This window comes from Micromonospora sp. NPDC049274, from assembly GCF_040678875.1.
In the GTDB taxonomy this organism is placed as follows: domain Bacteria; phylum Actinomycetota; class Actinomycetes; order Mycobacteriales; family Micromonosporaceae; genus Micromonospora.
Genome location: NZ_JBFAQS010000024.1, coordinates 1 through 20,718, shown reverse-complemented (window position 1 = coordinate 20,718; position 20,718 = coordinate 1). Strand labels below are relative to the sequence as shown.

The 20,718-nt window shown below is 72.3% G+C and carries 24 protein-coding genes and 1 riboswitch; of the genes, 11 read left to right on the top strand and 13 right to left on the bottom strand.

What is annotated here, in order from left to right:
- Window positions 1-56 precede the first annotated feature (56 nt).
- Window positions 57-1,499 (bottom strand): NADP-dependent phosphogluconate dehydrogenase, encoded by a 1,443-nt coding sequence (gene gndA / locus AB0K10_RS30420; RefSeq protein ID WP_363689216.1) that lies wholly within the window; start codon window positions 1,497-1,499, stop codon window positions 57-59.
- Window positions 1,500-1,644: 145 nt separating this feature from the next.
- Window positions 1,645-1,941 carry an MTH1187 family thiamine-binding protein gene (locus AB0K10_RS30415; protein ID WP_363689214.1) on the bottom strand — a complete coding sequence of 99 codons (297 nt, stop codon included), beginning with the start codon at window positions 1,939-1,941 and terminating at the stop codon, window positions 1,645-1,647.
- A 291-nt stretch (window positions 1,942-2,232) separates the two neighbouring features.
- Between AB0K10_RS30415 and AB0K10_RS30410 the strand changes: the two genes are divergently transcribed.
- A complete protein-coding gene (locus AB0K10_RS30410) occupies window positions 2,233-2,682 on the top strand; it encodes a hypothetical protein (RefSeq protein WP_363689212.1) in 450 nt (149 codons plus the stop codon).
- 157 nt (window positions 2,683-2,839) lie between these two features.
- Here AB0K10_RS30410 and AB0K10_RS30405 read toward each other — a convergent pair whose 3' ends face one another.
- From AB0K10_RS30405 to AB0K10_RS30395, 3 genes are all read right to left on the bottom strand, one after another.
- Entirely contained in the window at window positions 2,840-3,640 is an 801-nt protein-coding gene (locus AB0K10_RS30405; protein ID WP_363689210.1) for an energy-coupling factor transporter transmembrane component T, read from the bottom strand.
- The gene (locus tag AB0K10_RS30400; RefSeq protein ID WP_363689360.1) at window positions 3,637-5,058 is read right to left on the bottom strand and encodes an ABC transporter ATP-binding protein; all 1,422 of its coding nucleotides are present in this window, start codon (window positions 5,056-5,058) and stop codon (window positions 3,637-3,639) included. Before AB0K10_RS30400 ends, AB0K10_RS30405 begins: the two co-directional genes overlap by 4 nt.
- Window positions 5,059-5,186: 128 nt before the next feature.
- Window positions 5,187-5,774, bottom strand: a complete 588-nt coding sequence (locus tag AB0K10_RS30395) for an ECF transporter S component (RefSeq protein ID WP_363689208.1) — start codon at window positions 5,772-5,774, stop codon at window positions 5,187-5,189.
- 77 nt (window positions 5,775-5,851) lie between these two features.
- Window positions 5,852-5,956: riboswitch (TPP riboswitch) on the bottom strand.
- Between the two features lie 107 nt (window positions 5,957-6,063).
- Here AB0K10_RS30395 and AB0K10_RS30390 point away from each other — a divergent pair.
- From AB0K10_RS30390 to AB0K10_RS30370, 5 genes are all read left to right on the top strand, one after another.
- Window positions 6,064-6,894, top strand: coding sequence for an alpha/beta fold hydrolase (locus AB0K10_RS30390; RefSeq protein WP_363689206.1), 831 nt, complete (start codon window positions 6,064-6,066; stop codon window positions 6,892-6,894).
- A 38-nt stretch (window positions 6,895-6,932) separates the two neighbouring features.
- A complete protein-coding gene (locus AB0K10_RS30385; RefSeq protein ID WP_363689204.1) occupies window positions 6,933-7,739 on the top strand; it encodes an AAC(3) family N-acetyltransferase in 807 nt (268 codons plus the stop codon).
- Window positions 7,736-8,485 (top strand): SIS domain-containing protein, encoded by a 750-nt coding sequence (locus tag AB0K10_RS30380; protein WP_363689202.1) that lies wholly within the window; start codon window positions 7,736-7,738, stop codon window positions 8,483-8,485. The genes AB0K10_RS30385 and AB0K10_RS30380 overlap by 4 nt, the downstream gene beginning before the upstream one ends.
- A gap of 210 nt (window positions 8,486-8,695) precedes the next feature.
- A complete protein-coding gene (locus AB0K10_RS30375) occupies window positions 8,696-9,199 on the top strand; it encodes a DUF6328 family protein (RefSeq protein ID WP_363689200.1) in 504 nt (167 codons plus the stop codon).
- 229 nt (window positions 9,200-9,428) lie between these two features.
- On the top strand, window positions 9,429-11,351 hold the full coding sequence (locus tag AB0K10_RS30370) for an acyl-CoA dehydrogenase family protein (protein WP_363689358.1): 1,923 nt from the start codon (window positions 9,429-9,431) through the stop codon (window positions 11,349-11,351).
- A gap of 82 nt (window positions 11,352-11,433) precedes the next feature.
- Here AB0K10_RS30370 and AB0K10_RS30365 read toward each other — a convergent pair whose 3' ends face one another.
- The 8 genes from AB0K10_RS30365 to AB0K10_RS30330 form a co-directional block, all read right to left on the bottom strand.
- The gene (locus AB0K10_RS30365) at window positions 11,434-11,601 is read right to left on the bottom strand and encodes a hypothetical protein (protein WP_007463909.1); all 168 of its coding nucleotides are present in this window, start codon (window positions 11,599-11,601) and stop codon (window positions 11,434-11,436) included.
- A 9-nt stretch (window positions 11,602-11,610) separates the two neighbouring features.
- Window positions 11,611-12,219: a hypothetical protein gene (locus AB0K10_RS30360; protein ID WP_363689198.1), complete on the bottom strand. Its 609-nt coding sequence runs from the start codon at window positions 12,217-12,219 to the stop codon at window positions 11,611-11,613.
- A 72-nt stretch (window positions 12,220-12,291) separates the two neighbouring features.
- A complete protein-coding gene (locus AB0K10_RS30355; protein WP_363689196.1) occupies window positions 12,292-12,690 on the bottom strand; it encodes a Fur family transcriptional regulator in 399 nt (132 codons plus the stop codon).
- A complete protein-coding gene (locus AB0K10_RS30350; protein WP_007463903.1) occupies window positions 12,687-12,986 on the bottom strand; it encodes a metalloregulator ArsR/SmtB family transcription factor in 300 nt (99 codons plus the stop codon). Before AB0K10_RS30350 ends, AB0K10_RS30355 begins: the two co-directional genes overlap by 4 nt.
- A gap of 36 nt (window positions 12,987-13,022) precedes the next feature.
- The gene (locus AB0K10_RS30345) at window positions 13,023-13,895 is read right to left on the bottom strand and encodes a metal ABC transporter permease (RefSeq protein WP_363689194.1); all 873 of its coding nucleotides are present in this window, start codon (window positions 13,893-13,895) and stop codon (window positions 13,023-13,025) included.
- A 3-nt stretch (window positions 13,896-13,898) separates the two neighbouring features.
- The gene (locus AB0K10_RS30340; protein WP_363689192.1) at window positions 13,899-14,660 is read right to left on the bottom strand and encodes a metal ABC transporter ATP-binding protein; all 762 of its coding nucleotides are present in this window, start codon (window positions 14,658-14,660) and stop codon (window positions 13,899-13,901) included.
- Window positions 14,657-15,607: a metal ABC transporter substrate-binding protein gene (locus AB0K10_RS30335; RefSeq protein ID WP_363689190.1), complete on the bottom strand. Its 951-nt coding sequence runs from the start codon at window positions 15,605-15,607 to the stop codon at window positions 14,657-14,659. The genes AB0K10_RS30340 and AB0K10_RS30335 overlap by 4 nt, the downstream gene beginning before the upstream one ends.
- A gap of 54 nt (window positions 15,608-15,661) precedes the next feature.
- The gene (locus AB0K10_RS30330) at window positions 15,662-15,919 is read right to left on the bottom strand and encodes a hypothetical protein (RefSeq protein WP_363689188.1); all 258 of its coding nucleotides are present in this window, start codon (window positions 15,917-15,919) and stop codon (window positions 15,662-15,664) included.
- A gap of 29 nt (window positions 15,920-15,948) precedes the next feature.
- Here AB0K10_RS30330 and AB0K10_RS30325 point away from each other — a divergent pair, with 29 nt between their 5' ends.
- The 5 genes from AB0K10_RS30325 (at window position 15,949) to dusB (ending at window position 20,324) form a co-directional block, all read left to right on the top strand.
- Entirely contained in the window at window positions 15,949-16,290 is a 342-nt protein-coding gene (locus AB0K10_RS30325) for an antibiotic biosynthesis monooxygenase (RefSeq protein WP_007463893.1), read from the top strand.
- A gap of 24 nt (window positions 16,291-16,314) precedes the next feature.
- Entirely contained in the window at window positions 16,315-16,794 is a 480-nt protein-coding gene (locus AB0K10_RS30320; RefSeq protein WP_363689186.1) for a hypothetical protein, read from the top strand.
- 116 nt (window positions 16,795-16,910) lie between these two features.
- Window positions 16,911-18,290, top strand: coding sequence for a glycine--tRNA ligase (locus tag AB0K10_RS30315; protein WP_344360685.1), 1,380 nt, complete (start codon window positions 16,911-16,913; stop codon window positions 18,288-18,290).
- Window positions 18,291-18,494: 204 nt separating this feature from the next.
- Window positions 18,495-19,088, top strand: a complete 594-nt coding sequence (locus AB0K10_RS30310; RefSeq protein ID WP_363689184.1) for a hypothetical protein — start codon at window positions 18,495-18,497, stop codon at window positions 19,086-19,088.
- A gap of 63 nt (window positions 19,089-19,151) precedes the next feature.
- Window positions 19,152-20,324 carry a tRNA dihydrouridine synthase DusB gene (dusB, locus tag AB0K10_RS30305; RefSeq protein WP_363689182.1) on the top strand — a complete coding sequence of 391 codons (1,173 nt, stop codon included), beginning with the start codon at window positions 19,152-19,154 and terminating at the stop codon, window positions 20,322-20,324.
- Window positions 20,325-20,718 lie beyond the last annotated feature (394 nt).

Here is a 20,718-nt window from a genome sequence, read left to right as displayed (position 1 = left end):
GGGAGACCCCTCCATCATGGATTCAGCGCGATCTTGCGGGCGCGGAGCGCTCCCCGCTACGCCGGGGACTCGGTCTTGTCACCGGCCCAGGTGGTGTGGAACGAGCCCTCCCGGTCGACGCGCTGGTAGGTGTGCGCGCCGAAGTTGTCCCGCAGGCCCTGGATCAGCGCTGCGGGCAGCCGCTCGGCGCGCAGCGCGTCGAAGTACGCCAGCGACGACGAGAACGCCGGCGTCGGCACACCCGCCCGAGCGGCGTCGGCCACGACCCGCCGCCAGCTCGGCACACCGGCCGCGACCGCCTCGGCGAAGTACGGTGCCACCAGCAGCGTGGGCAGGTCGGGCTGCTCGTCGTACGCCTCGCGGATGCGGTTCAGGAAGCGGGCGCGGATGATGCAGCCGCCCCGCCAGATGGTCGCCGTGCCACCGAGGTCGATGTCCCAGTTGAACTCCTGGCTGCCGGCCCGGATGTGGTCGAAGCCCTGCGCGTACGCGACGATCTTGGAAGCGAGCAGCGCCCGGCGGACGTCCTCCACGAACGCGTCCCGGTCGGCGACCTGCCATTGCTCACCCGCGTCCGGGAATGCCCGACGGGCGGCCTCGCGCTGGTCGACGTGCCCGGACAGCGAGCGGGCGAACGTCGCCTCGGCGATCCCGGTGATCGGAATGCCCAGGTCGAGGGCGCTCTGCACCGTCCACCGGCCGGTGCCCTTCTGCTCGGCCCGGTCCTGCACGACGTCGACGAACGCGCGACCGGTCGCCGCGTCGGTGTGCGCGAGCACGTCGGCGGTGATCTCGATGAGGAACGACTCCAACTCGCCGCTGTTCCAGTCGCGGAAGATCTCCGCGATCTCCGCCGGCTTCGCGCCCAGACCGGCCCGGAGCAGGTCGTACGCCTCGGCGATGAGCTGCATGTCGGCGTACTCGATGCCGTTGTGCACCATCTTGACGAAGTGCCCGGCGCCGTCCGGCCCGACGTGCGTGCAGCACGGCACGCCGTCCACCTGAGCCGCGATCTTCTCGAACATCGGCCCGAGCTTCGCGTACGACTCGGCGGAACCGCCAGGCATGATGCTCGGCCCGAGCAGCGCGCCCTCCTCACCACCGGAGACGCCTGTGCCGCTGAAGTGCAGCCCCTGCGCGCGCAGCGCCTCCTCCCGGCGGCGGGTGTCGGCGAAGTGGGCGTTGCCGCAGTCGACGATGATGTCGCCCTCGTCCAGCAGCGGCACCAACTCGTCGATCACCGCGTCGGTGGGCGCACCGGCCTTGACCATCACGATCACCGCGCGGGGCCGTTCCAGCGCCGCCACGAAATCGGCCATCGACTCACCGGGCACGAAGGTGCCCTCGTCACCGTGCTCGGCGACGAGACTGCGGGTGCGCTCCGGTGACCGGTTGTGCACCGCCACGGTAAAGCCGTTGCGGGCCAGGTTGCGGGCCACGTTCCGGCCCATCACCGCCAGCCCGGTCACGCCGATCTGCGCCGTCGCCTGCTCAGCCATTCGTGCCGCCACCTCTCGCCGTCGAACTATCCTGCTGCGACCGTATCGCGGCGGACGGCATCGTGGGCGGGTCGTCCCACGGCGGGTCACTGCCTGGTCGCGGCCCGTCCGCGCTGCGCGTCGACATCCCGAACGGCAGTAACGCTCACCCCTGGGCCAGTCGATCCTCCACACGCGCCACCTTCGCGGTCAGCGCGTCGGTGACCCCGGGCCGGACGTCGGCCTTCAGGACGACGCTCACCCGGGGCGCCTGCGCGGCCACCACGTCGACCGCCCGCTTCACCACCGCCATCACCTCGTCCCACTCGCCCTCGACGGTGGTGAACATGGCATCGGTCCGGTTGGGCAACCCGGACTCGCGGACCACCCGTACCGCATCGGCGACCAGGTCACCCACGGAGTCGCCGCCACCGAGCGGGGTGATCGAGAACGCGACAAGCATGCGCCGATCGTGTCAGGAAAACCGGGTGCGCGTGCGGTCGGGCAGTGGTTAGGGTTCGGACATGCGCAACTGACGCCCCACTTCCCGAGCCGGCCCGCCGTCCCGCGACCGCGGTCCGTGCGCTCCCGGGCGTCGCGCGTCTCCGTCCACCGTTCGGCGGTGTCGACCCGGCCCGATCCCCGGTGAGCAGTCCCTTCCCATTCGACCGTCGCGTTGCCACGGTCACCAGCCGACCCGACCGACCGCCGGAGCGCAGGACCGCCGGGACGGTCGGCACCGAAGGAGGCCCGGATGCCTGCCAAACGCAATCCGAGAAAGACCCGTACCGCCGCGTCGACCCCACTGGGCACCGACCTGGCGGCCGACCACGGCCCGCTCGCACCCACCCACCCGGACCTCCCGGTCGAAGCGATCGCGCCGGCGCTCCCGGCGGCGCTGACCGGGCCGGCGACGTTGACCGAGCCGACGTTCACCGGGCCGGCGCTGCCGGCGGCGCTGACCGGGCCGGCGCTGCCGGCGGCGCTGACCGGGCCGGCGCTGCCGGCGGCGCTGACCGGGCCGGCGCTGGCCGTGGACGTGCCGGCGGCGGTCGACGCGCCGGCGGTGGAAGACCTGCCGGAGACCGCCGGGCGGCCGACGGCGCCGACGGCCGGGCCACCGCAGGCCGGCGGTGACCGCGCGGGTGGCGGCCGCAGCCAGCGGGCCGGTCAACCGCGCCGCTACGCCTTCCGACGGAGCTGACCGACCCCCGCACCGCCGGGGCGGCCGGGGGGTTGATGCACTCAAGGTCGGCGACGTGGGGGTATCCGGGCATCTGGATGCCCCCATGTCGGCGATGTGGAGTGACCAGGGCGCCTGTGTCCCGGAGGTGGGGAGAGGAGCGGAGGTGGGGAGAGGATCAGCCGGTCAGGGGGCGGAAGGCGCCGAGGAGGACGCTCGTCGTCAGGGCCGCTCCGGCCAGCGCGGCCGCCCCGGCGATCAGCAGCCCGTCGGCGAGGCCGAAGCGCTGGTGGCGGGCGACGGTACGGGGTGTGTCGCCGTCGAACCCGCGCGCGTCCATCGCGACGGCCAGCCGGGTGCCCCGGCGGATCGCCCCGACCAGCAGCGCGAACGCCGTGGACGCGAACAGCCGCAGCTTCGCCACCGGGTTGCGTCCGGCGTCGACGCCGCGCGCCCGCCGGGCCATGCTGATCATTTGCCACTCCTGGCCGAGCAGCGGCACCAGCCGGAACGCGGCAAGCGCGCCGATGGCGAACCGCGCCGGCGCCTTCGCGTTCTGGATCAGCGCGTCCGCCAGGTCGGTCGGGTCGGTGGTGGCGAAGACGATCACGCCGGGCAGGGCCACCGCGAAGATCCGCAGCACCAGACCGAGAGCGGTGCCCAGCACGCCGGTGCTCACCAGCACCGGTCCGACGTCGAGCAGGACCCGGCCGGACTGGTCGGCGGCGAAGAGCACAAGCGTGACCAGGATGCCGGTGGCGCTGAGCAGCAGGGGCAGGGCCCGCCGGGCCAGCACGCGGTAGCGGACGCCGAACAGCGGCAGGACGGCGAGTTCGACGGCGATGGCGATCGCCGGCGCCACCGGGTCGAGCGTCGCCAGCAGGGCGAACGAGAAGACCAGGGCGGCGGCCACCTTCGCCACCGGGTTGCGTCGGGCCAGCGGGGCGCCGGGCGCGGCGACCGGTTCGATGCTGATCATCCGCGCTCCAGGGTCACGGTCCGGTCGGCGAGCGCGGCGACGAAGTCCAGGTCGTGGGTGACCGCGACCACGCCGTGGCCGGCGTCGCGCAGGTCGGCGAGGAGATCGACAAGCTCCCGCCAGGTCCGCCGGTCCTGACCGAAGGTCGGTTCGTCGCAGATCAGCAGGCGGGGCGCGGTGGCCAGGGCCGTCGCCACGCTCAGCCGCCGCGCCTCCCCACCCGACAGGGTGTACGGGTTGGCCGCCGCGAGTCGGGTCAGCCGCAGCCGTTCCAGCAGACCCGCGACGGTCTCCCGGACGGCCGCCTCGGGTTGACCCGTCCGGCGGGGACCGAGCGCCAACTCGTCGAAGACTGTTCCGGTGACGAACTGGTGTTCCGGGTCCTGGAACACCGACCCGATCCGCCGGGTCAGCGCGGGTGCCCGCCAGCGGTGCGGGGGAGCGCGGTGGTCGGCTCCGGCCAACTCGACCGAGGCGGTGACCCGGCCGACGCCCGGTTTGAGCAGACCGCCGAGCAGCAGCGCCAGTGTGGACTTCCCGGCGCCGTTGGGTCCGCGTACCGCGAGGGCCTCTCCGGCGCGTACCGCCAGGTCGGTGTGGCCCAGCCGCGGCGGCAGGCCGAGCCGGTCGGCGGTGAGCAGGACGTCGCCGGGGGCGGCGGTGGCCGTGCGGGGCGCGATGGGGTGACCGGGCACCCAGACGCCCTCGGCGGCGAGGGTGTCGCCGTGCGCGGCGAAGACCGCGTCGGGCGTTCCGTCCGCGCGGACGCCGCCGCCGGGCTCCAGGACGACCACCCGGTCGACAAGTGGGAGCGCCTCGGCGACCCGGTGTTCGACAAGGATCAGTGTGGTGTCGGCGTCCAGTGCGCCCGCCACCGCGCGTCGGACCAGGGCGGCCCCGTCCGGGTCGAGGTTGGCGGTCGGCTCGTCGAGCAGCAGGAGGCCGGGCCGCAGGGCCAGCGCGCCGGCCAGGGCGAGGCGTTGCTGCTCGCCGCCGGAGAGCGCGGCCGTCGGCCGGTCCCGGGGGTACGGGAAGCCGACCCGCCGCAGCGCCTCGTCGACCCGGGGCCAGATCTCGTCTGTCGGCACGCCCCGGTTCTCCAGCCCGAACGCGACGTCGTCGCCGCTGCGCGCCATCACCAGTTGGCTCTGCGGGTCCTGGAAGACGATGCCGACCCGTTCTCGCGCCTTGCGGGGGTCGAGCCCGTCGATTTCGACGGTGCCCTCCTGCTCGCCGGAATCCTCGGGCAGCAGCCCGGCCAGCGCGCTGAGCAGGGTGCTCTTGCCGGCCCCCGATGGCCCGAGCAGCAAAATCCGTTCCCCGGCCTCCACCCGCAGATCCACCCCGCGCAGAGCCCAGGTCCGCCGCCCGGCATGCCGCCACCCGAACCCTCGCAACAGAACCCCGCCCCCCACCACACCCACCCCCTCCCGGGCCTCGGCTCCACCCTGCACGGTCGATCATGAGGTTGACGGTGGTTATGAAGATCCATCCGCCCGTCAACCTCATGATCAGCGCGGAGTGGGGGTGGGGGTGGGGTGGGAGGTTAGATCAGGGCTCGGTTCTGGCCTGCGGGGAAGCGGTCCAGGGCGCCGGTGTTGGCCAGGGCGCGGGTGAGCAGCCAACCGCCCGCACCGGCGATCACGGTGGAGCTGACGATGGTGAGCAGGGCGTACGGGATGCGGTAGTCGCCCAGCGCGTAGTCGACGTTCCAGATGAAGAAGTCGAACAGCGCCGCGCTGAGACCCGTCAGCGCACCGGCGAGCACGGCGGTCGGCAGCCGGTACGACCGGTACCGGAAGGCGGCGAACGCCAGCTCGGCCCCGAGGCCCTGCACGATGCCCTGAGGGATCACCGTGCCGGCCCACTGGCTGCCCAGCAGCGCGGAGACGACCGCGGCGACCGTCTCGCAGTAGAGCGCGGCGCCGGGCTTGCGGATGACCAGGCCGCCGACCACGGCCGGCAGCAGCCAGACGCCGTAGATCAGCGTCTGCGCCGGCGGGAAGAAGGCGAAAGCCCCCTCGGTGGCGCTCCAGACCAGGCCCCAGGCCCAGAAGATGACGCCGAAGGCGACCGCGATCACCGAGGCGACCACGATGTCGATGGTGCGCCAACGGCTTGTGGTGTTGTCCATGCTGTGCTCCCAGTTCAGTGGAACGAACCAGGAGAAGACGCACGCCGCGCGTCCGGTGGCACCGGACTCACGGCGCGGCTGGAGGTCGACCGAACTCCCTGCGCTGGCATTACCCAGATCAGGTTCGAGGGTCTGCGGGCGTGCCCGCACTCTCAGCGCTGTGCGCTCCCCTGTCGGATGTGAAGTTGTCTCGCTGACGCTAGCACCGACCAGGGGTAACGGCCCAGCAGGGCAGCCAGTCACCTGCGCGTCCGGACCGGCGCGGCGGCGGCTGGGTAGGCTGACGATCATGCAGGTCGACGCGCGAGGTCTCACATTCGAGGTACGCACCGGCGGCCCGTCCGACGGCGTTCCCGTCCTGCTGCTGCACGGCTTCCCGCAGCACAGCGGCGAGTGGGACGAGGTCGTGCCGGCACTGCACGCGGCCGGGCTGCGCACGTACGCGCTGGACCAGCGGGGTTACTCGCCGAACGCCCGGCCGGAGGCGGTGGCCGCGTACCGGATTCCCGAACTGGTCGCCGACGCGGTGGCCGTGCTCGACGCGCTCGGTGTGGACGCCGTCCACCTCGTCGGCCACGACTGGGGCGCGATCGTGGCCTGGGCGGTGGCCGCCGCGCACCCGGATCGGGTCCGTACGTTGACGGCGGTGTCCGTGCCGCACCCGGCGGCCATGGCGCACGCCCTCGGCAGCGACACCGAGCAGAAGGCCCGCTCGTCGTACATCGCGCTGTTCCGCAAGCCGGGCAAGGCCGAAAAGGTGCTGCTGGCGTGGCACGCGACGGCGCTGCGCAGGATGCTCGGCGGGGTGGGCGACGCCTCCCGGGTGAACCGTTACGCCGATCCGATGCGGGAGCCGGGCGCGCTCACCGCCGCCCTGAACTGGTACCGGGCCCTGTCCCGCGCCGACCTGGCCGGCGTCGGTCCGGTCGCCGTGCCCACCACCTACGTCTGGAGCGACCGGGACATCGCCATCGGGCGTACCGCCGCCGAGGCGTGCGCCGCAAACGTCACAGGTGACTACCGCTTCGTACCGCTGCCCGGGGTGACCCACTGGATCCCGGACGCCGCGCCCGCCGCGCTGGCCGAGGCGGTCCTGGCCCGGGTCGCCGGGACGGCCTGAGCCGTGCCGGGCCGACGAGCGCCGGGGGGAGGCGCGCCGTGACGACCCCCGCCGACGGGCTGGGCACCCGCCGCTCGCTCGCCGCGCAGTTGCGCCTACTGGGTGTACGCCCCGGCTCAACGGTGCTGGTGCACGCCGGGATGCGCCCGCTGGGCTTCGTCTGCGGTGGGCCGCAGGCGCTGGTGCTCGCCCTGCGCGACGCGCTCGGCCCGGACGGCACGATCGTGGTGCCCACCCACACCCCCGACAACAGTGACCCGGCGCAGTGGCGCAATCCGCCGGTGCCGGTGGACTGGTGGCCGCTGATCCGCGCCGAGATGCCGGGCTTCGACCCGGCGGTCACGCCGAGCCGGCACATGGGTGTGTTCGCCGAGACGGTCCGCTGCTGGCCCGCGGCGCTGCGCAGCGCGCATCCCCACGTGTCGTTCGCCGCGCTCGGGCCGACGGCCGAGCAGGTGGTCGCCGGGCACGGCCTGGCCGACATGCTCGGCGCGGGCTCGCCGCTGGCCCGGCTCTACGACCTGGACGCCGACGTGCTGCTGCTCGGGGTGGACCACACCGTCAACACCTCGCTGCACCTGGCCGAATATCGCCTCCCGGCGCTGGTTCGCGAGCGACTGGGCGCGGCGGTGCGTACGGCCGACGGCGGCCGCGAGTGGGTGTGGTGGCAGGACGTCCGGCTCGACGCGAGCGACTTCGGCGCGTTGGGCGGGGACCTGGAGGCCACCGGGGCGGTGCGCTCCGGCCCGGTCGGCGCCGGGACGGGGAGGTTGGTACGCCAGCGGGCGGCTGTCGACTTCGCGGTGCAGTGGATGGCCCGCAACCGGACGACGGAGGATCTATGAGTGTGAGCGCCGAGGACTACCTGGCAGTGGTGACCGAGACGATCGGCCGGGTGTCCACCAGCCAGCGGGAGGCGGTGGGGCGGGCCGCCGACCTGATCGCGGAAGCGGTCCGCGCCGACGGGGTGGTGCACGCCTTCGGCACCGGGCACTCCGAGGCCCTGGCCATGGAGATCGCCGGGCGGGCGGGTGGCCTGGTGCCCACCAACCGGATCGCGCTGCGTGACCTGGTGCTGCTGGGCGGCGAACCGGCCGAGCGTCTCGGGCCGCTGCTGGAGCGGGATCCGGAGGTGGCGCACCGGCTCTGGGAGTTGGCCCCCGTACGGCCGGCCGACGTCTTCGTGCTCGCGTCGAACTCAGGGGTCAACGGCGCGATGGTCGAGTTTGCCACGCTGATCAAGGAGCATGGTCACCCGCTGGTGGCGATCACCTCGGCGCAGCACTCCGGGCGGATGGCGTCCCGTCACCCGTCCGGGCACAAGTTGGCCGATCTCGCCGACGTGGTGCTCGACAACGGCGCGCCGTACGGCGATGCGACGCTGCCGCTGCCCGGTGGTGGCGCGGTCGGCGCGGTCTCGTCGATCACGGCGGCGCTGCTGGCGCAGCAGATCACCGTGGAGGTGGTAGCCCGTTTACTGGCGGCGGGGGAGCGGCCTCCGGTCTACCTGTCGGCGAACATCCCGGACGGCGACGCGCACAACACGGCGCTGGAGGCCCGGTACGCCGGCCGGATCCGCCGCGGCTCCTGACACCCGGCGGCACGCGCGGGCGGCGTGGCCAGCGGCGTGGCGGCGGCGTGGCGCGGCCAGCGGCGTCGCGGCGACCGGGCGATGGCCGGCGGGTGACCGGCAGATGGCCGGGACGTGTCGTGAACCTGTTTCGCGCTCGGTCGTGGAGGGCATTGGCGTTGCTGCCGGCGGCCGGGACCGCCGGCAGTAACGTCTGACCGGAGGTAGCGCGTGTCCAAGGAGACCGAGAAGCAGCGTTGGCAACGCAACTTCGCCGACCTGTTGCAGGAGCTGCGGGTCGCCCAGACCGGCGTGCAGATCCTCTTTGCCTTCCTGCTCACCCTCCCGTTCAGCAACGGCTTCACCCGGACCAGCGAGTTCCAGCGGGACGTCTACATCGTCGCCCTGCTCGCCGCGGCCGCCGCCACCGCGTTGATCATCTCGCCGGTGGCGTTCCACCGGGCGTTGTTCCGCCAGGGGCGCAAGCCGGAGCTGGTGCGGTTCGCGCACCGGATGGCCACCGGCGGCCTCGCCTTCATGCTGATCGCGATGGTCAGCGCGGTGCTGCTGATCACCGACTTCGTGCTGGACCGGCCGATCGCCTTCGTGCTCAGCGCGGTGGCTGGGCTCTGGTTCCTCGCGTTCTGGGTGATCCTGCCGTTCGCCCGACGCAACTGGGGCGACGACGACATCGACGACGAGGACGACGACCCGGATGCGGCCGGCGGTCGCTGAGCACGTCGATCCGCCCGCACCGCTACCCCTGGGTAACAACCGGGGGTAGCGTGACGGTAGTCACGTACGTCGACGCGGTCCGCGCCGGTCCGGCCGGGCGGCCGGGGGACGCGTAACAGCCGCAGCCGCACCGAGCTTCGAGGGGGCAGCCGTGACCACGACGCAGAACGGCCGACCGGCACCGGACGGCCCCGAGCCCGCGGCCGACACCGCCGGCGCCGCCGCCCCGTTGCCCACCGAGGCGGGGCAGGTCTCGGAGAAGGAGGCCCGGCAGGTCGCCGAGGCTGCCCGGGAGTCCGCCTGGGACCGGCCCAGCTTCGGCAAGGAACTGTTCCTCGGGCGGTTCCGGCTCGACCTGATCGACCCGTGGCCCACCTCCGACCCGGACGACGTGGCCCGCGCCGAGGAGTTCCTCGGCCGGTTCCGCGACTTCCTCACCTCCGAGGTGGACGGCGCGGCCATCGAGCGGGACGCCTCCATTCCGGACTCCGTGTTCCACGGGCTGGCCGACCTCGGCGCGTTCGGCATGAAGATCGATCGGAAGTACGGCGGCCTCGGGCTGAGCAACCTGCACTACTGCCGAGCGCTGATGCTGGCCGGCTCGGTCAGTCCGGCGATCGGCGCGCTGCTCTCGGCGCACCAGTCGATAGGTGTGCCGCAGCCGCTGAAGATGTTCGGCACCGCCGAGCAGAAGCAGCGCTTCCTGCCCCGGCTCGCCGCCGGGGAGGTCTCCGCGTTCCTGCTCACCGAGCCCGACGTCGGCTCCGACCCGGCCCGGCTCGCCACCACCGCAGAGCCGACCGAGGACGGCACCGGCTACCGGCTCAACGGTGTGAAGCTCTGGGCCACCAACGGCATCGTCGCCACCCTGCTGGTCGTGATGGCCCGGGTGCCGGCCGCCGAGGGGCGGCGCGGCGGGATCACCGCGTTCGTGGTGGACGGCGACAGCGCGGGCATCACAGTGGAACGGCGCAACGAGTTCGTCGGCCTCCGCGGCTTGGAAAACAGCCTGACCCGGTTCCACGACGTGTTCGTGCCGGCGGAGAACGTCATAGGTGGTGAGGGCAAGGGGCTCAAGATCGCCCTGACCACGCTGAACACCGGCCGGCTCTCGCTGCCGGCAATGTGCGTGGGCGCCGGCAAGTGGTCGTTGAACGTGGCACGCGGATGGGCCGCCGACCGGGTCCAGTGGGGTCGGCCGGTGGGCGAGCACGAGGCGGTCGCCCAGAAGCTCTCCTTCATCGCCGCCACCACGTACGGCATGGAGACCATGCTCGACCTCTGCTGCCTGCTCGCCGACGACGACCGCAACGACATCCGGATCGAGGCGGCGCTGGTCAAGCTGTACGCCAGCGAGATGGCCTGGAAGATCGCCGACGAGCTCATCCAGATCCGGGGCGGGCGTGGCTACGAGACTGCCGACTCGCTGGCCGCTCGTGGCGAACGTCCGGCCAACGTCGAGCAGGTGCTCCGGGACCTGCGGATCAACCGGATCTTCGAGGGCTCGACCGAGATCATGCATCTGCTGATCGCCCGAGAGGCGGTCGATGCCCACCTGTCGGTGGCCGGCGACATCATCGACCCGGAGGCGGGGCTCGGCCGCAAGGCCCGCGCCGGCGCAAGAGCGGGCGCGTTCTACGCGAGGTGGCTGCCCACCCTCGCGGTCGGCAGGGGCCAGAGCCCGTCGGCGTACGCCGAGTTCGGCCCCCTGGCCGCGCACCTGCGCCAGGTGGAGCGGTCGTCGCGCAAGCTGGCCCGGTCGACGTTCTACGCGATGTCCCGCTGGCAGGGAAAGATGGAGCGCAAGCAGGCGTTCCTCGGGCGTGTGGTGGACATCGGCGCGGAGTTGTTCGCGATGTCCGCCGTCTGTGTCCGGGCGTCCGCCGAGCGCGACACGCGGCCGGAGAACGTCGAGCTGGCCGACCTGTTCTGCCGGCAGGCCCGAGTCCGGGTGGACGCGCTGTTCACCGCCCTGTGGGACAACACCGACTCCGTAGACACGGCCGCCGCCAAGCGGATCCTCGCCGGCCGCTACGCGGGCCTGGAGGAGGGCGTCGTCACCCCGTCCGACGAGTTGCCCTGGGTGGCCCGCTGGTCGCCCGGCCCGTCGACCGCCGAGGACGTCCGCCGCCGCATCCCGCCGAAGCCGTAACGCAGGCCGCCCGTCGGTAGTGTCGGGCCGCCCGGCTCCCCGCGGGCGGCTGCCGGGGCGTCGCCGGCTGACCGAGACACGGTCAGCGGGAGACCGCCCAGGCCAGCACGCCCGCCAGGATCAGGCCGTTGAGCCCGGCGAGGGCCAGGTACGCCGCGGGCGGGATCTTCTTGCCCCGGCGTACGAAGGAGACCAGGACGGCGGCGTAGCCGAGCAGCAGCACGGCGATGACGATCAGGAAGTAGAACACCCGAAGACCCTAGCGGCCCCGGCTGCGCAGGCCGAGTTGGCGCAGCTCCAACGCGGCCAGCGCGTCGACTGTCGCGTCGTCGCCGCGTCGCCACGCCTCGGCCACGTCCGGTGCGATCCGGGTCAGCCGGCCCAGCGGCTGGGTGGCAAGCGCGCGCAGCGCGAGCAGGTCCCGCCCGGCCGGTCCGGCGGCCAGCTTCGCGGCCGATCCGGCCCGGCGCATCCAGCGCACCCGCAGCGGCAGCCACCCGAACAGCACCAGGCCGAGCGGGAAGATCAGCACCGCGATGGTGAGGGCGAGGGCGAGTTGGTCGACCAGGTGCTGCTGGTCGCGGCCGGCGTCGGCGAGACCTCGGGCGGCGTCGGCGGCCCGCTGGAAGGGCGCGGTCAGCTCGTCACCGACCAGCGGCACTCGCCGGACCTTGCCGCCGGCGTCGGCGAGGTTGTCGGCGAGGCCACTGCCGGCGCCCTCCAGCTTCTGTCCGGGTACGGCGAGCTTCTGCACCAGATCGTGCAGCCAGAGCGCGGCGCGGATCGCTACGTACACCCAGGCGACGACGAGCAGGTCGGTGAGCAACTGACGGACGGCGGTCGGCAACCGATCGGCGTAGATCTTCACGCCGGACAGCGTGCCACGAACGACTCCGGCCCGGCACCCGTCGATCGGGGGTCGAAAAAGGCCGGCGGCGGTTCAGTGGACGCAGGCCGGGCAGGTGCCGAAGATCTCCAGGGTGTGGCTGACGTCGGCGTAGCCGTGCTGCGCGGCGATCCGGTCGGCCCAGCTCTCCACCGCGGGGCCGGCGACCTCGACCGTACGCCCGCAGGCCCGGCAGACCAGGTGGTGGTGGTGTCCCTCGCTGCACCGGCGGTAGAGGTGCTCACCGCCCGGCGGGCGCATCACGTCGATCTCGCCCGCGTCGGCCAGCCCCTGCAGCGTGCGGTAGACAGTCGTCAGGCCCACCCGCTCACCGCGCTGTCGGAGCATCGCGTGCAGGTCCTGGGCGCTGTGGAAGCCCTCCATCTCGCCCAGCAGCGCGCTCACCGCCGAGCGCTGTCGCGTGTTGCGCACCGCGGCGCCACTCTCACTCATGATCCCTCCCCGGCGTGGCTGACCGCGTCCGCCACGATGTGCGCGACGTGCTCGTCGACGAGGCTGTAGGCGATCTCCCGACCCCGGCGGGAACCGCGCACCACGCCTGCTCCGCGCAGCACCCGCAGGTGCTGGGACACCAACGGTTGTGCGGCGCCCAGCTTCTCCACCAGCTCGTGCACGCACCGCTCGCCGCCGGCGAGCTCGCTGACGATGGCCAGCCGGATCGGCGCCGACAGGGCCCGGAGCAGCTCGCTGGCTCCGTCGAAACCCTCGTAGCCCGTTGCGCTGGTCATCTTGCAACGGTAACCAATACCACCGACATCCGCCGATCAGCCTCGGTCGAGCACGACCTCGTGCGGTTCCGGCACCGGCACGGTAGCCGGCGCGGTGCGGCGGCGCACGGCCCGCCAGGCAGCGCCCGCCACGGCCACCACCAGGAAGGAGGCGATGGCCAGTAGCACCACCGAGGCGCCGGGCGGGGTGTCGGCGGTGGCCGCCACCCAGACGCCGGCGCCGGCGGCGAAGAGCCCGAGCGCCATGGCCGCGGTCATCGTGCTGCGGAAGCCCCTGGTGATCTGCTGGGCGGTGGCCACCGGAACGACCATCAGCGCGCTGATCAGCAGCACCCCGACGGCCCGCATCGCGATGGTCACCGTGACCGCGGTGGTGACCGCGATCAGCAGGTTGAGGGTTCGCACCGGCAGGCCGGAGACGCGGGCGTACTCCTCGTCGTGGCTGATCGCGAAGAGCGCCGGCCGCAGCACGATCATGGTGATCAGGATCGCCGCGCCGAGCACTCCGACGGTGATCAGGTCGGTGGTCGAGGTGGAGAGCAGCGACCCGAACAGGTAGGCGTTGAGGTTGGCGCTTGTCGCGTCGGACAGGCCGACCAGCAGGACGCCACCGGCGATGCCGCCGTAGAAGAGCAGCGCCAGGGCCAGGTCGCCGGAGGTCCGCCCGCGAGCGCGGACCACCTCGATGGCGATCGCGCCGACCGTGGCGACGATCACCGCCACCAGCACCGGCGAGCGGTTGAGGAGCAGGCCGGCGCCGACGCCTGTCAACGCCACGTGCCCGATGCCGTCGCCGATCAGTGTCAGCCGGCGCTGCACCAGGTAGATGCCGAGCGCCGGCGCGGCCAGGCCGATCACCAACGCGCCGATGAGGGCGCGCTGCATGTAGGGGTACTGGAAGAGTTCCATTTCTCAGTTGCTCCACAGCCCGGCGGGCTCGTCGGGACCGTGCGGGTGCACGTGGTCGTGGTCGGGCTCCGCGTGGTGGCCGGCCGGGTCCGGAACCGCGCCGTCGTGACAGATGCCGCCCTGGTGGACGACGACCGCCCGGGTGATCACCGGTCGCAGTGGGCCCAGCTCGTGTGCCACCAGCAGCACCGTCCCGCCGTCGGCGACGAAGTCGCGCAGCGCGCCCGCGAACGCCTCCTGGCTGGCCGCGTCCACCCCGGCGGTGGGCTCGTCGAGGATCAGCAGCTCCGGTTGGCCGGCAAGCGCGCGGGCGATCAGGGTGCGCTGCTGCTGACCGCCGGAGAGGGTGGCCACCGGGTCGCCGGCCCGGTCGGCGAGCCCGACCGAGCGCAGGGCCGCGTCGACGGCGGCCCGGTCGGCGGCGCCGGGTGGACGCAGTACGCCCCGGCGGGCAAGCCGGCCGGAGGCCACCACCTCGCGGACCGTGGCGGGCACGCCTCCGCCGGCGCCGAGGCGCTGCGGCACGTACCCGATGCGCTGCCACTGTCGGAACTGGCGCAACGGCCTGTCGAAGAGGGTGATCGAGCCGGCGCCGAGCGGCACGAGGCCGAGGATCGCGCGGATCAGCGTGGACTTGCCGGAACCGTTGGCCCCGAGCACCGCGACCACATCCCCGGCGGTCACGCTGAGCGAGACGTCCCGGAGCACCGGGCGGCCGTCGTAACCGACCGCGCCGTGCTCGACGGTGATGACGGGGGTGCTCACGAGCAGCTCAACGCCGTCCGCAGGGTCTGCAGGTTGGTACGCATCACCGAAAGGTAGTCCGAGTCGCTGCCCGCGGCGAGTCCTTCGATCGGGTCGAGCACCGCGGTCTTCGCGCCGACCTGACCGGCGATGGTCTCGGCGACCTTCGGGCTGACCAGCGACTCGAAGAAGATCGTGGTGGCCCGGTGCTCCTTGGCCTTTTCGATGACCTGGGCGAGCCGCTGCGGCGAGGGCTCGACGTCGGGGGTGAGCCCGGTGATGCCTACCTGGTCGAGCCGGTAGCGGTCGGCCAGGTAGCCGAACGCGGCGTGGCTGGTGACGATCTCCCGCCGCTGGCAGGTTGCCAGGCCCTGGGTGAACTCGCTGTCGAGGGCCGTGAGGTCGGCGCGCAGCGCCGTGGCGCGGGCGGTGTAGTCGGCGGCGTGGTCCGGGTCGACGGTGCCGAGACGCTTGGCGAGTTGGTCGCCGATGCCGGCGAGGCGGGTCGGGTCGAGCCAGACGTGCGGGTCCTTGGCGTGCCGGTGCTGCTCCTCGCCCTGCTCCTCCTCGCCCTCGTGGTTGTGGCCACCGGCGCTCGCGTCCAGCAGCGGCTGCACGCTGGCCACGTCGAACACCCGGTCGTCGTCGTCCTGCGCGACCGCCTCGTCCACCGCCGGCTGGAAGCCCTTGAGGTAGACGATCATCTCGGCCTCGGTGACCTGACCGACCTGGCTCGGGCTGAGCTCCAGGTCGTGCGGCTCGGCGCCGGGCTTGGCCAGGTTGGTCACGCGGACGGCGTCACCGCCTACGCGCTCGGCGAGGAACTGGAGGGGATAGAACGCGGCAACCACGTCGACCCGTTGGGGATCGGCGCCGGCGGCGCCGCCGGTGGAGCAGCCGGCGCCGGCGCTCAGGGCGAGCAGGGCGGTCGCGGCGGCCAGGACACGGGACGTGGTGCGGTTGGTCATGTCCCCAACTGTCCGTGGTAACGACAATGATTGTCAAAAACGCATGCTTGCATGTCAGAGCAGCTTCGCCAGACCCACAGTGACCAGCAGGGTCAGCATCAGCAGCCGGATCAGCCGGGTCTGCGGCGCCTGAACCGGCCAGGTGGTCGCCAACAGGGCGATCAGGGCGGCGGCGAGGGTCAGCGTCAGCAGCCCGCCGACCACCCCCGGCGTGAAGAACGCCACCAGCACCACCACCAGGGTGAGCAGGAACACCGACGTCGGGTTCGCCCCGGCCAACCGGGCCAGCAGAGGGCGCTGCGTACGCTGCATCCCACAGACTCTACGAGGAGGAACCCCCGGTGCTGGTGACCAACCGGTTCGTGGTCGACGTCGATGTCGCCGACGGCTTCACCGAACGGGCGCACGCCGCCCTCACGGCCCTGGCCGCCTGCCCCGGCTACCTGCGCGGCCAACTGGTCCGAGCCCTGGACGACCCCCGGTACTGGTCGCTCGTCACCGAGTGGGAGTCGGTAGGCACCTACCGGCGGGCGCTGGGCGCGTTCGAGGTCAAGGTGAGCGCGGTGCCGTTGCTCGCCGAGTCGGTCGACGAGCCGTCCGCGTACGAGGCGCTGGCCAGCGCCGCGCCCGGCGGAGCCGTGGTGGTCGCCGAGAGTGATCGGGCTGCGGGTCCTTACCGCTGAGCGGCAGGACACTACGCTGCTCCTATGACCGCACCCGCCCCGCCGCCCGGTCCCGGTGTGGCTCCGCCGTTCGCCGCGCCGCCCACCGAGGGTCGCCGGACCCGGCTCTGGATCGGCCTCGGCGTCGGCGCCCTCGCCGTGGCGCTCTGCTGCGGCGGGGGAGGCACGGCCGTCGTCGGCCTGGCCGTGAGCGGCGTGCAGGCGGTTCGCGAGCAGGGCCGCACGGTCACCGGCGACTACTACCAGGCGCTCGTCGAGCGAAATTACGGCCGGGCGTACGACCAGCTCTGCGACGACGCGCAGCGGCGCGAGTCCCGCCCCGAGTTCGAGCGGCGGGCGGCCGCCGAGCCGCAGGTCACCGCGTTCCGGGTGGGTGAGGTGGACACCACCAGCCTGACCGTTCCGGTCGACGTGACCCTCGACGGCGGCGACCGGGAGCGGCAGCAGGTCAGCCTGGGCCAGGACGGTCAGACCGGCGGCATGGAGGTCTGCGGGGTGAGCTGACCCCCGCCCCCGGTATTCTGCTGGGCTCGGGGCGCCGGTGGTCGTACCGTTGTCCCGAACCGACCGATCCATCCACATCTCGCCCCCGCCGACCGCCAGCCGGCGTAGGAGGAAACATGCCAGCCGACCGTATCGACGCCGTCGTCAGCCTCGCCAAGCGCCGAGGCTTCGTCTTCCCCTCCAGCGAGATCTACGGAGGCACCCGATCGGCGTGGGACTACGGTCCGCTCGGCGTGGAGCTCAAGGAGAACGTCCGCCGGCAGTGGTGGAAGACAATGGTCCAGCAGCGTGACGACGTCGTCGGCCTCGACTCCGCGGTGATCCTGGCCCGCAAGGTGTGGGAGGCGTCCGGCCACATCGCCGAGTTCGTCGACCCGCTCACCGAGTGCCAGTTCTGCCACAAGCGGTTCCGGGCCGACCACCTCGAGGAGGCGTACGAGGCCAAGCACGGCCACCCGCCGACCTCGCTCGCCGAGCTCAACTGCCCCAACTGCGGCAACAAGGGCACCTTCACCGAGCCGAAGATGTTCAACGGCCTGATGAAGACCTACCTCGGCCCGGTGGAGAGCGACGAGGGGCTGCACTACCTGCGCCCGGAGACCGCGCAGGGCATCTTCGTCAACTACAAGAACGTCGAGACGGTCGCCCGCAAGAAGCCGCCGTTCGGCATCGCGCAGACCGGTAAGTCGTTCCGCAACGAGATCACCCCGGGCAACTTCATCTTCCGGACCCGCGAGTTCGAGCAGATGGAGATGGAGTTCTTCGTCGAGCCGGGCACCGACGAAGAGTGGCACGAGTACTGGCTCCAGGAGCGCTGGAACTGGTATCTCGACCTCGGCCTTTCGGCGGACAATCTGCGCCTCTACGAGCACCCCGCGGAGAAGCTCTCGCACTACTCGAAGCGCACTGTCGACATCGAGTACCGCTTCCAGTTCGGCGGCACCGAGTTCGCCGAGCTGGAGGGTGTCGCCAACCGCACCGACTTCGACCTGTCCACGCACAGCAAGCATTCGGGCGTCGACCTGTCGTACTTCGACCAGACCAAGAGTGAGCGCTGGATGCCGTACGTCATCGAGCCCGCCGCCGGTCTGACCCGCGCCGTGCTCGCCTTCCTGCTGGAGGCGTACGACGAGGACGAGGCGCCCAACACCAAGGGCGGCGTGGACAAGCGCACCGTGATGCGGTTCGACCCGCGGCTGGCCCCGGTGAAGGTGGCGGTGCTGCCGCTGTCCCGCAACGAGGCGCTCTCGCCAAAGGCGAAGGACCTCGCGACGCTGCTGCGTAAGCGCTGGGTGGTGGAGTTCGACGACTCGCAGGCGATCGGCCGCCGCTACCGCCGGCAGGACGAGATCGGCACCCCGTTCTGCGTCACCGTCGACTTCGACACGCTGGACGACAACGCCGTGACGGTGCGGAATCGCGACACCATGGGGCAGGAGCGGGTCTCGCTGGACCAGGTCGAGCGTTACCTGATCGAGCGCCTTCCCGGCTGCTGACCTGATAGCGAAAGTGCCTCCTCTCCACCGCCGTGGAGAGGAGGCACTTTCGGTTCTCGTGGCAGCCCGGAAAATAGCCGTGCAAATTGTCGACCAGCGGCGGGTCGCGGCCGATGAAATCAATTCAATGCCATCCTTCGATATCGTGATCTCAGCCGGAAGGAAAGTGAGACCACGTTGGCGAAGCGATTTTCTGTCCTCCGCTTGACCGCTGCGGCGTCGATTGTCGTGGGACTGCCGGCGCTCGCGGGCTCCTCGGCCCAACACAGTGCCGCCCAGCCTCCCCCTGCCGAGGCTGCCGCCCACGCCACCCCGCTGCCGAACGCGTCATCCGCGCCCCGCCTGTCGACCGGTCCCGTCGCCATGGTCCCGTCGTCCGTCGAGGGGATCATCGAGGCCGCCCAGGAGAGGCCCGAGCCGCCTGTCGCGTCCCGCCGCGCTCGCGAGCCGGTTGGGTCTCCCGGGGCACGCACGACACGTCTCTCCCCCGTCACGGCGATCCACTCGCAGACCGCGGTCGACCGCGGGGCGCTGGTCACCTGGACGACGTCGCCGACCTGCCTCCTGGCGGGGCACGACACGATGGGGTGGGCGTGGCTGGACGACCTCGCCACAGGGACTGTGGTCCGGGTCAGGTCGGGGCCGTGCGCGGGCACCTATCAGGTGGTCGGGCACCGGTGGCAGCCGCGCAAGGGCGGCTCGCTGCCTTCCTGGATGGGCCACTACGACCTCGTGCTCCAGACGTGCACGGGGCGGAGCGGAACGGGCTTCAGCACCGCCCGACGGATGGCTCGCTAGGCCGGGTCGGGTCGGCCCCGAGCGCCAGGCATAGGTGGAGGAACCTCTCCTTATACTCGGAGAGTGAGTGATGTTGCGGTGGCGACCGGACGCCCGTTGACCCTGGGCGGCTACCAGGTGTGGCCGCCGGTGGTGCTTGCGCCGATGGCCGGTATCACCAACGTCGGGTTCCGCCGGCTCTGCCGCGAGCAGGGCGGCGGCATCTACGTCTGCGAGATGATCACCACGCGTGCGCTGGTCGAGCGCAACCCGAAGACGCTGCACATGATCGCGTTCGGCGACGACGAGCAGCCGCGCAGCCTCCAGCTCTACGGCACCGACCCGGAGGTCACCGCCGCGGCCGTGCGGATGATCGTCGAGCGCAACCTGGCCGACCACATCGACCTCAACTTCGGCTGCCCGGTCCCCAAGGTCACCCGACGGGGCGGTGGCGCGGCGCTCCCGTGGCGACGCCGGCTCTTCGCCCGCCTGGTCCGGGCCGCGGTGGACGCCGCCGCACCCTCCGGGGTGCCGGTCACCGTCAAGATGCGCAAGGGCATCGACGACGACCACCTGACGTACGTCGAAGCGGGGCTCGCCGCCCAGGACGCCGGCGTGGCCGCCGTGGCCCTGCACGGGCGGACGGCCGCGCAGCGCTACTCGGGCACCGCCGACTGGGACGCGATTGCCACCCTGAAGCAGGCTCTCGACGTGCCGGTGCTCGGCAACGGCGACATCTGGGAGGCCGACGACGCGCTGCGGATGGTCGCCCACACCGGTGTCGACGGTGTGGTCGTCGGTCGTGGCTGCCTCGGCCGGCCGTGGCTCTTCGCCGACCTGGAGGCCGCCTTCAACGGGCGGCCCGAACGGCGCCTGCCCGCCCTCGGCGAGGTGGCGGTGACCATGCGCCGGCACGCCGAACTGCTCGTCGACCAGTTCGTGGCGGGTGCCCGCAACCCCGCCCGGGGTGAGCGGGACGGCTGCACCGACTTCCGCAAGCACGTCGCCTGGTACCTGAAGGGCTTCCCGGTCGGTGGCGAACTGCGTCGCTCGCTGGCGATGATCGAGAGCCTGGCCCAGCTCGACGACCTGCTCGGCAAGCTCGATCCGGCGGAGCCCTTCCCGGTGGCCGCCCTCGGCCAGCCGCGTGGGCGCACCAACTCGCCCGGCAAGGTCTCCCTCCCGGACGGCTGGCTGGCCAGCCGGGACGACGACACCGTTCCCGAGGGCGCCGAAATGGACGACTCCGGCGGCTGAACCTCCGGCCGGCTGAGCAAGACGCCCCGCGAACCTTCCTTCCGAACGCTGCCTCGGCGGGGCTGGGCAGATGAGTTCGGCGTCCTATCGAGCTGATGTCGTGAACGAATCACCCGCTCGGCCCGGTCGGCCCGCTCGGCCCGCTCGGCCCGCTCGACCCGCTCGCCTCGGTCGCCTCGGTCGGCCGTCCCCTGATTCGTTTACGACATCAGCTCCAAAGGACCCACGACACGGTCGGCGAGCAGATCCTGGCCGTCCTCGCCACCGACTGAGGTCATGCCGAAAGGGCCGGACCCCGGTGGTGGGGTCCGGCCCTTCGGTGGTGTGCTCGCGGGGTCAGCTGGTGGCGTAGCCGCGGGTGGCGATCCAGTCGGCGAGGTGCTCGACGGTGACC

Bases quoted from the DNA above. Each gene is read 5' to 3' on its own strand.
- gndA (WP_363689216.1), bottom strand. From the start codon at position 1,499: ATGGCTGAGCAGGCGACGGCGCAGATCGGCGTGACCGGGCTGGCGGTG.
- AB0K10_RS30415 (WP_363689214.1), bottom strand. From the start codon at position 1,941: ATGCTTGTCGCGTTCTCGATCACCCCGCTCGGTGGCGGCGACTCCGTG.
- AB0K10_RS30410 (WP_363689212.1), top strand. From the start codon at position 2,233: ATGCCTGCCAAACGCAATCCGAGAAAGACCCGTACCGCCGCGTCGACC.
- AB0K10_RS30405 (WP_363689210.1), bottom strand. From the start codon at position 3,640: ATGATCAGCATCGAACCGGTCGCCGCGCCCGGCGCCCCGCTGGCCCGA.
- AB0K10_RS30395 (WP_363689208.1), bottom strand. From the start codon at position 5,774: ATGGACAACACCACAAGCCGTTGGCGCACCATCGACATCGTGGTCGCC.
- AB0K10_RS30390 (WP_363689206.1), top strand. From the start codon at position 6,064: ATGCAGGTCGACGCGCGAGGTCTCACATTCGAGGTACGCACCGGCGGC.
- AB0K10_RS30380 (WP_363689202.1), top strand. From the start codon at position 7,736: ATGAGTGTGAGCGCCGAGGACTACCTGGCAGTGGTGACCGAGACGATC.
- AB0K10_RS30355 (WP_363689196.1), bottom strand. From the start codon at position 12,690: ATGAGTGAGAGTGGCGCCGCGGTGCGCAACACGCGACAGCGCTCGGCG.
- AB0K10_RS30350 (WP_007463903.1), bottom strand. From the start codon at position 12,986: ATGACCAGCGCAACGGGCTACGAGGGTTTCGACGGAGCCAGCGAGCTG.
- AB0K10_RS30345 (WP_363689194.1), bottom strand. From the start codon at position 13,895: ATGGAACTCTTCCAGTACCCCTACATGCAGCGCGCCCTCATCGGCGCG.
- AB0K10_RS30335 (WP_363689190.1), bottom strand. From the start codon at position 15,607: ATGACCAACCGCACCACGTCCCGTGTCCTGGCCGCCGCGACCGCCCTG.
- AB0K10_RS30330 (WP_363689188.1), bottom strand. From the start codon at position 15,919: ATGCAGCGTACGCAGCGCCCTCTGCTGGCCCGGTTGGCCGGGGCGAAC.
- AB0K10_RS30320 (WP_363689186.1), top strand. From the start codon at position 16,315: ATGACCGCACCCGCCCCGCCGCCCGGTCCCGGTGTGGCTCCGCCGTTC.
- AB0K10_RS30315 (WP_344360685.1), top strand. From the start codon at position 16,911: ATGCCAGCCGACCGTATCGACGCCGTCGTCAGCCTCGCCAAGCGCCGA.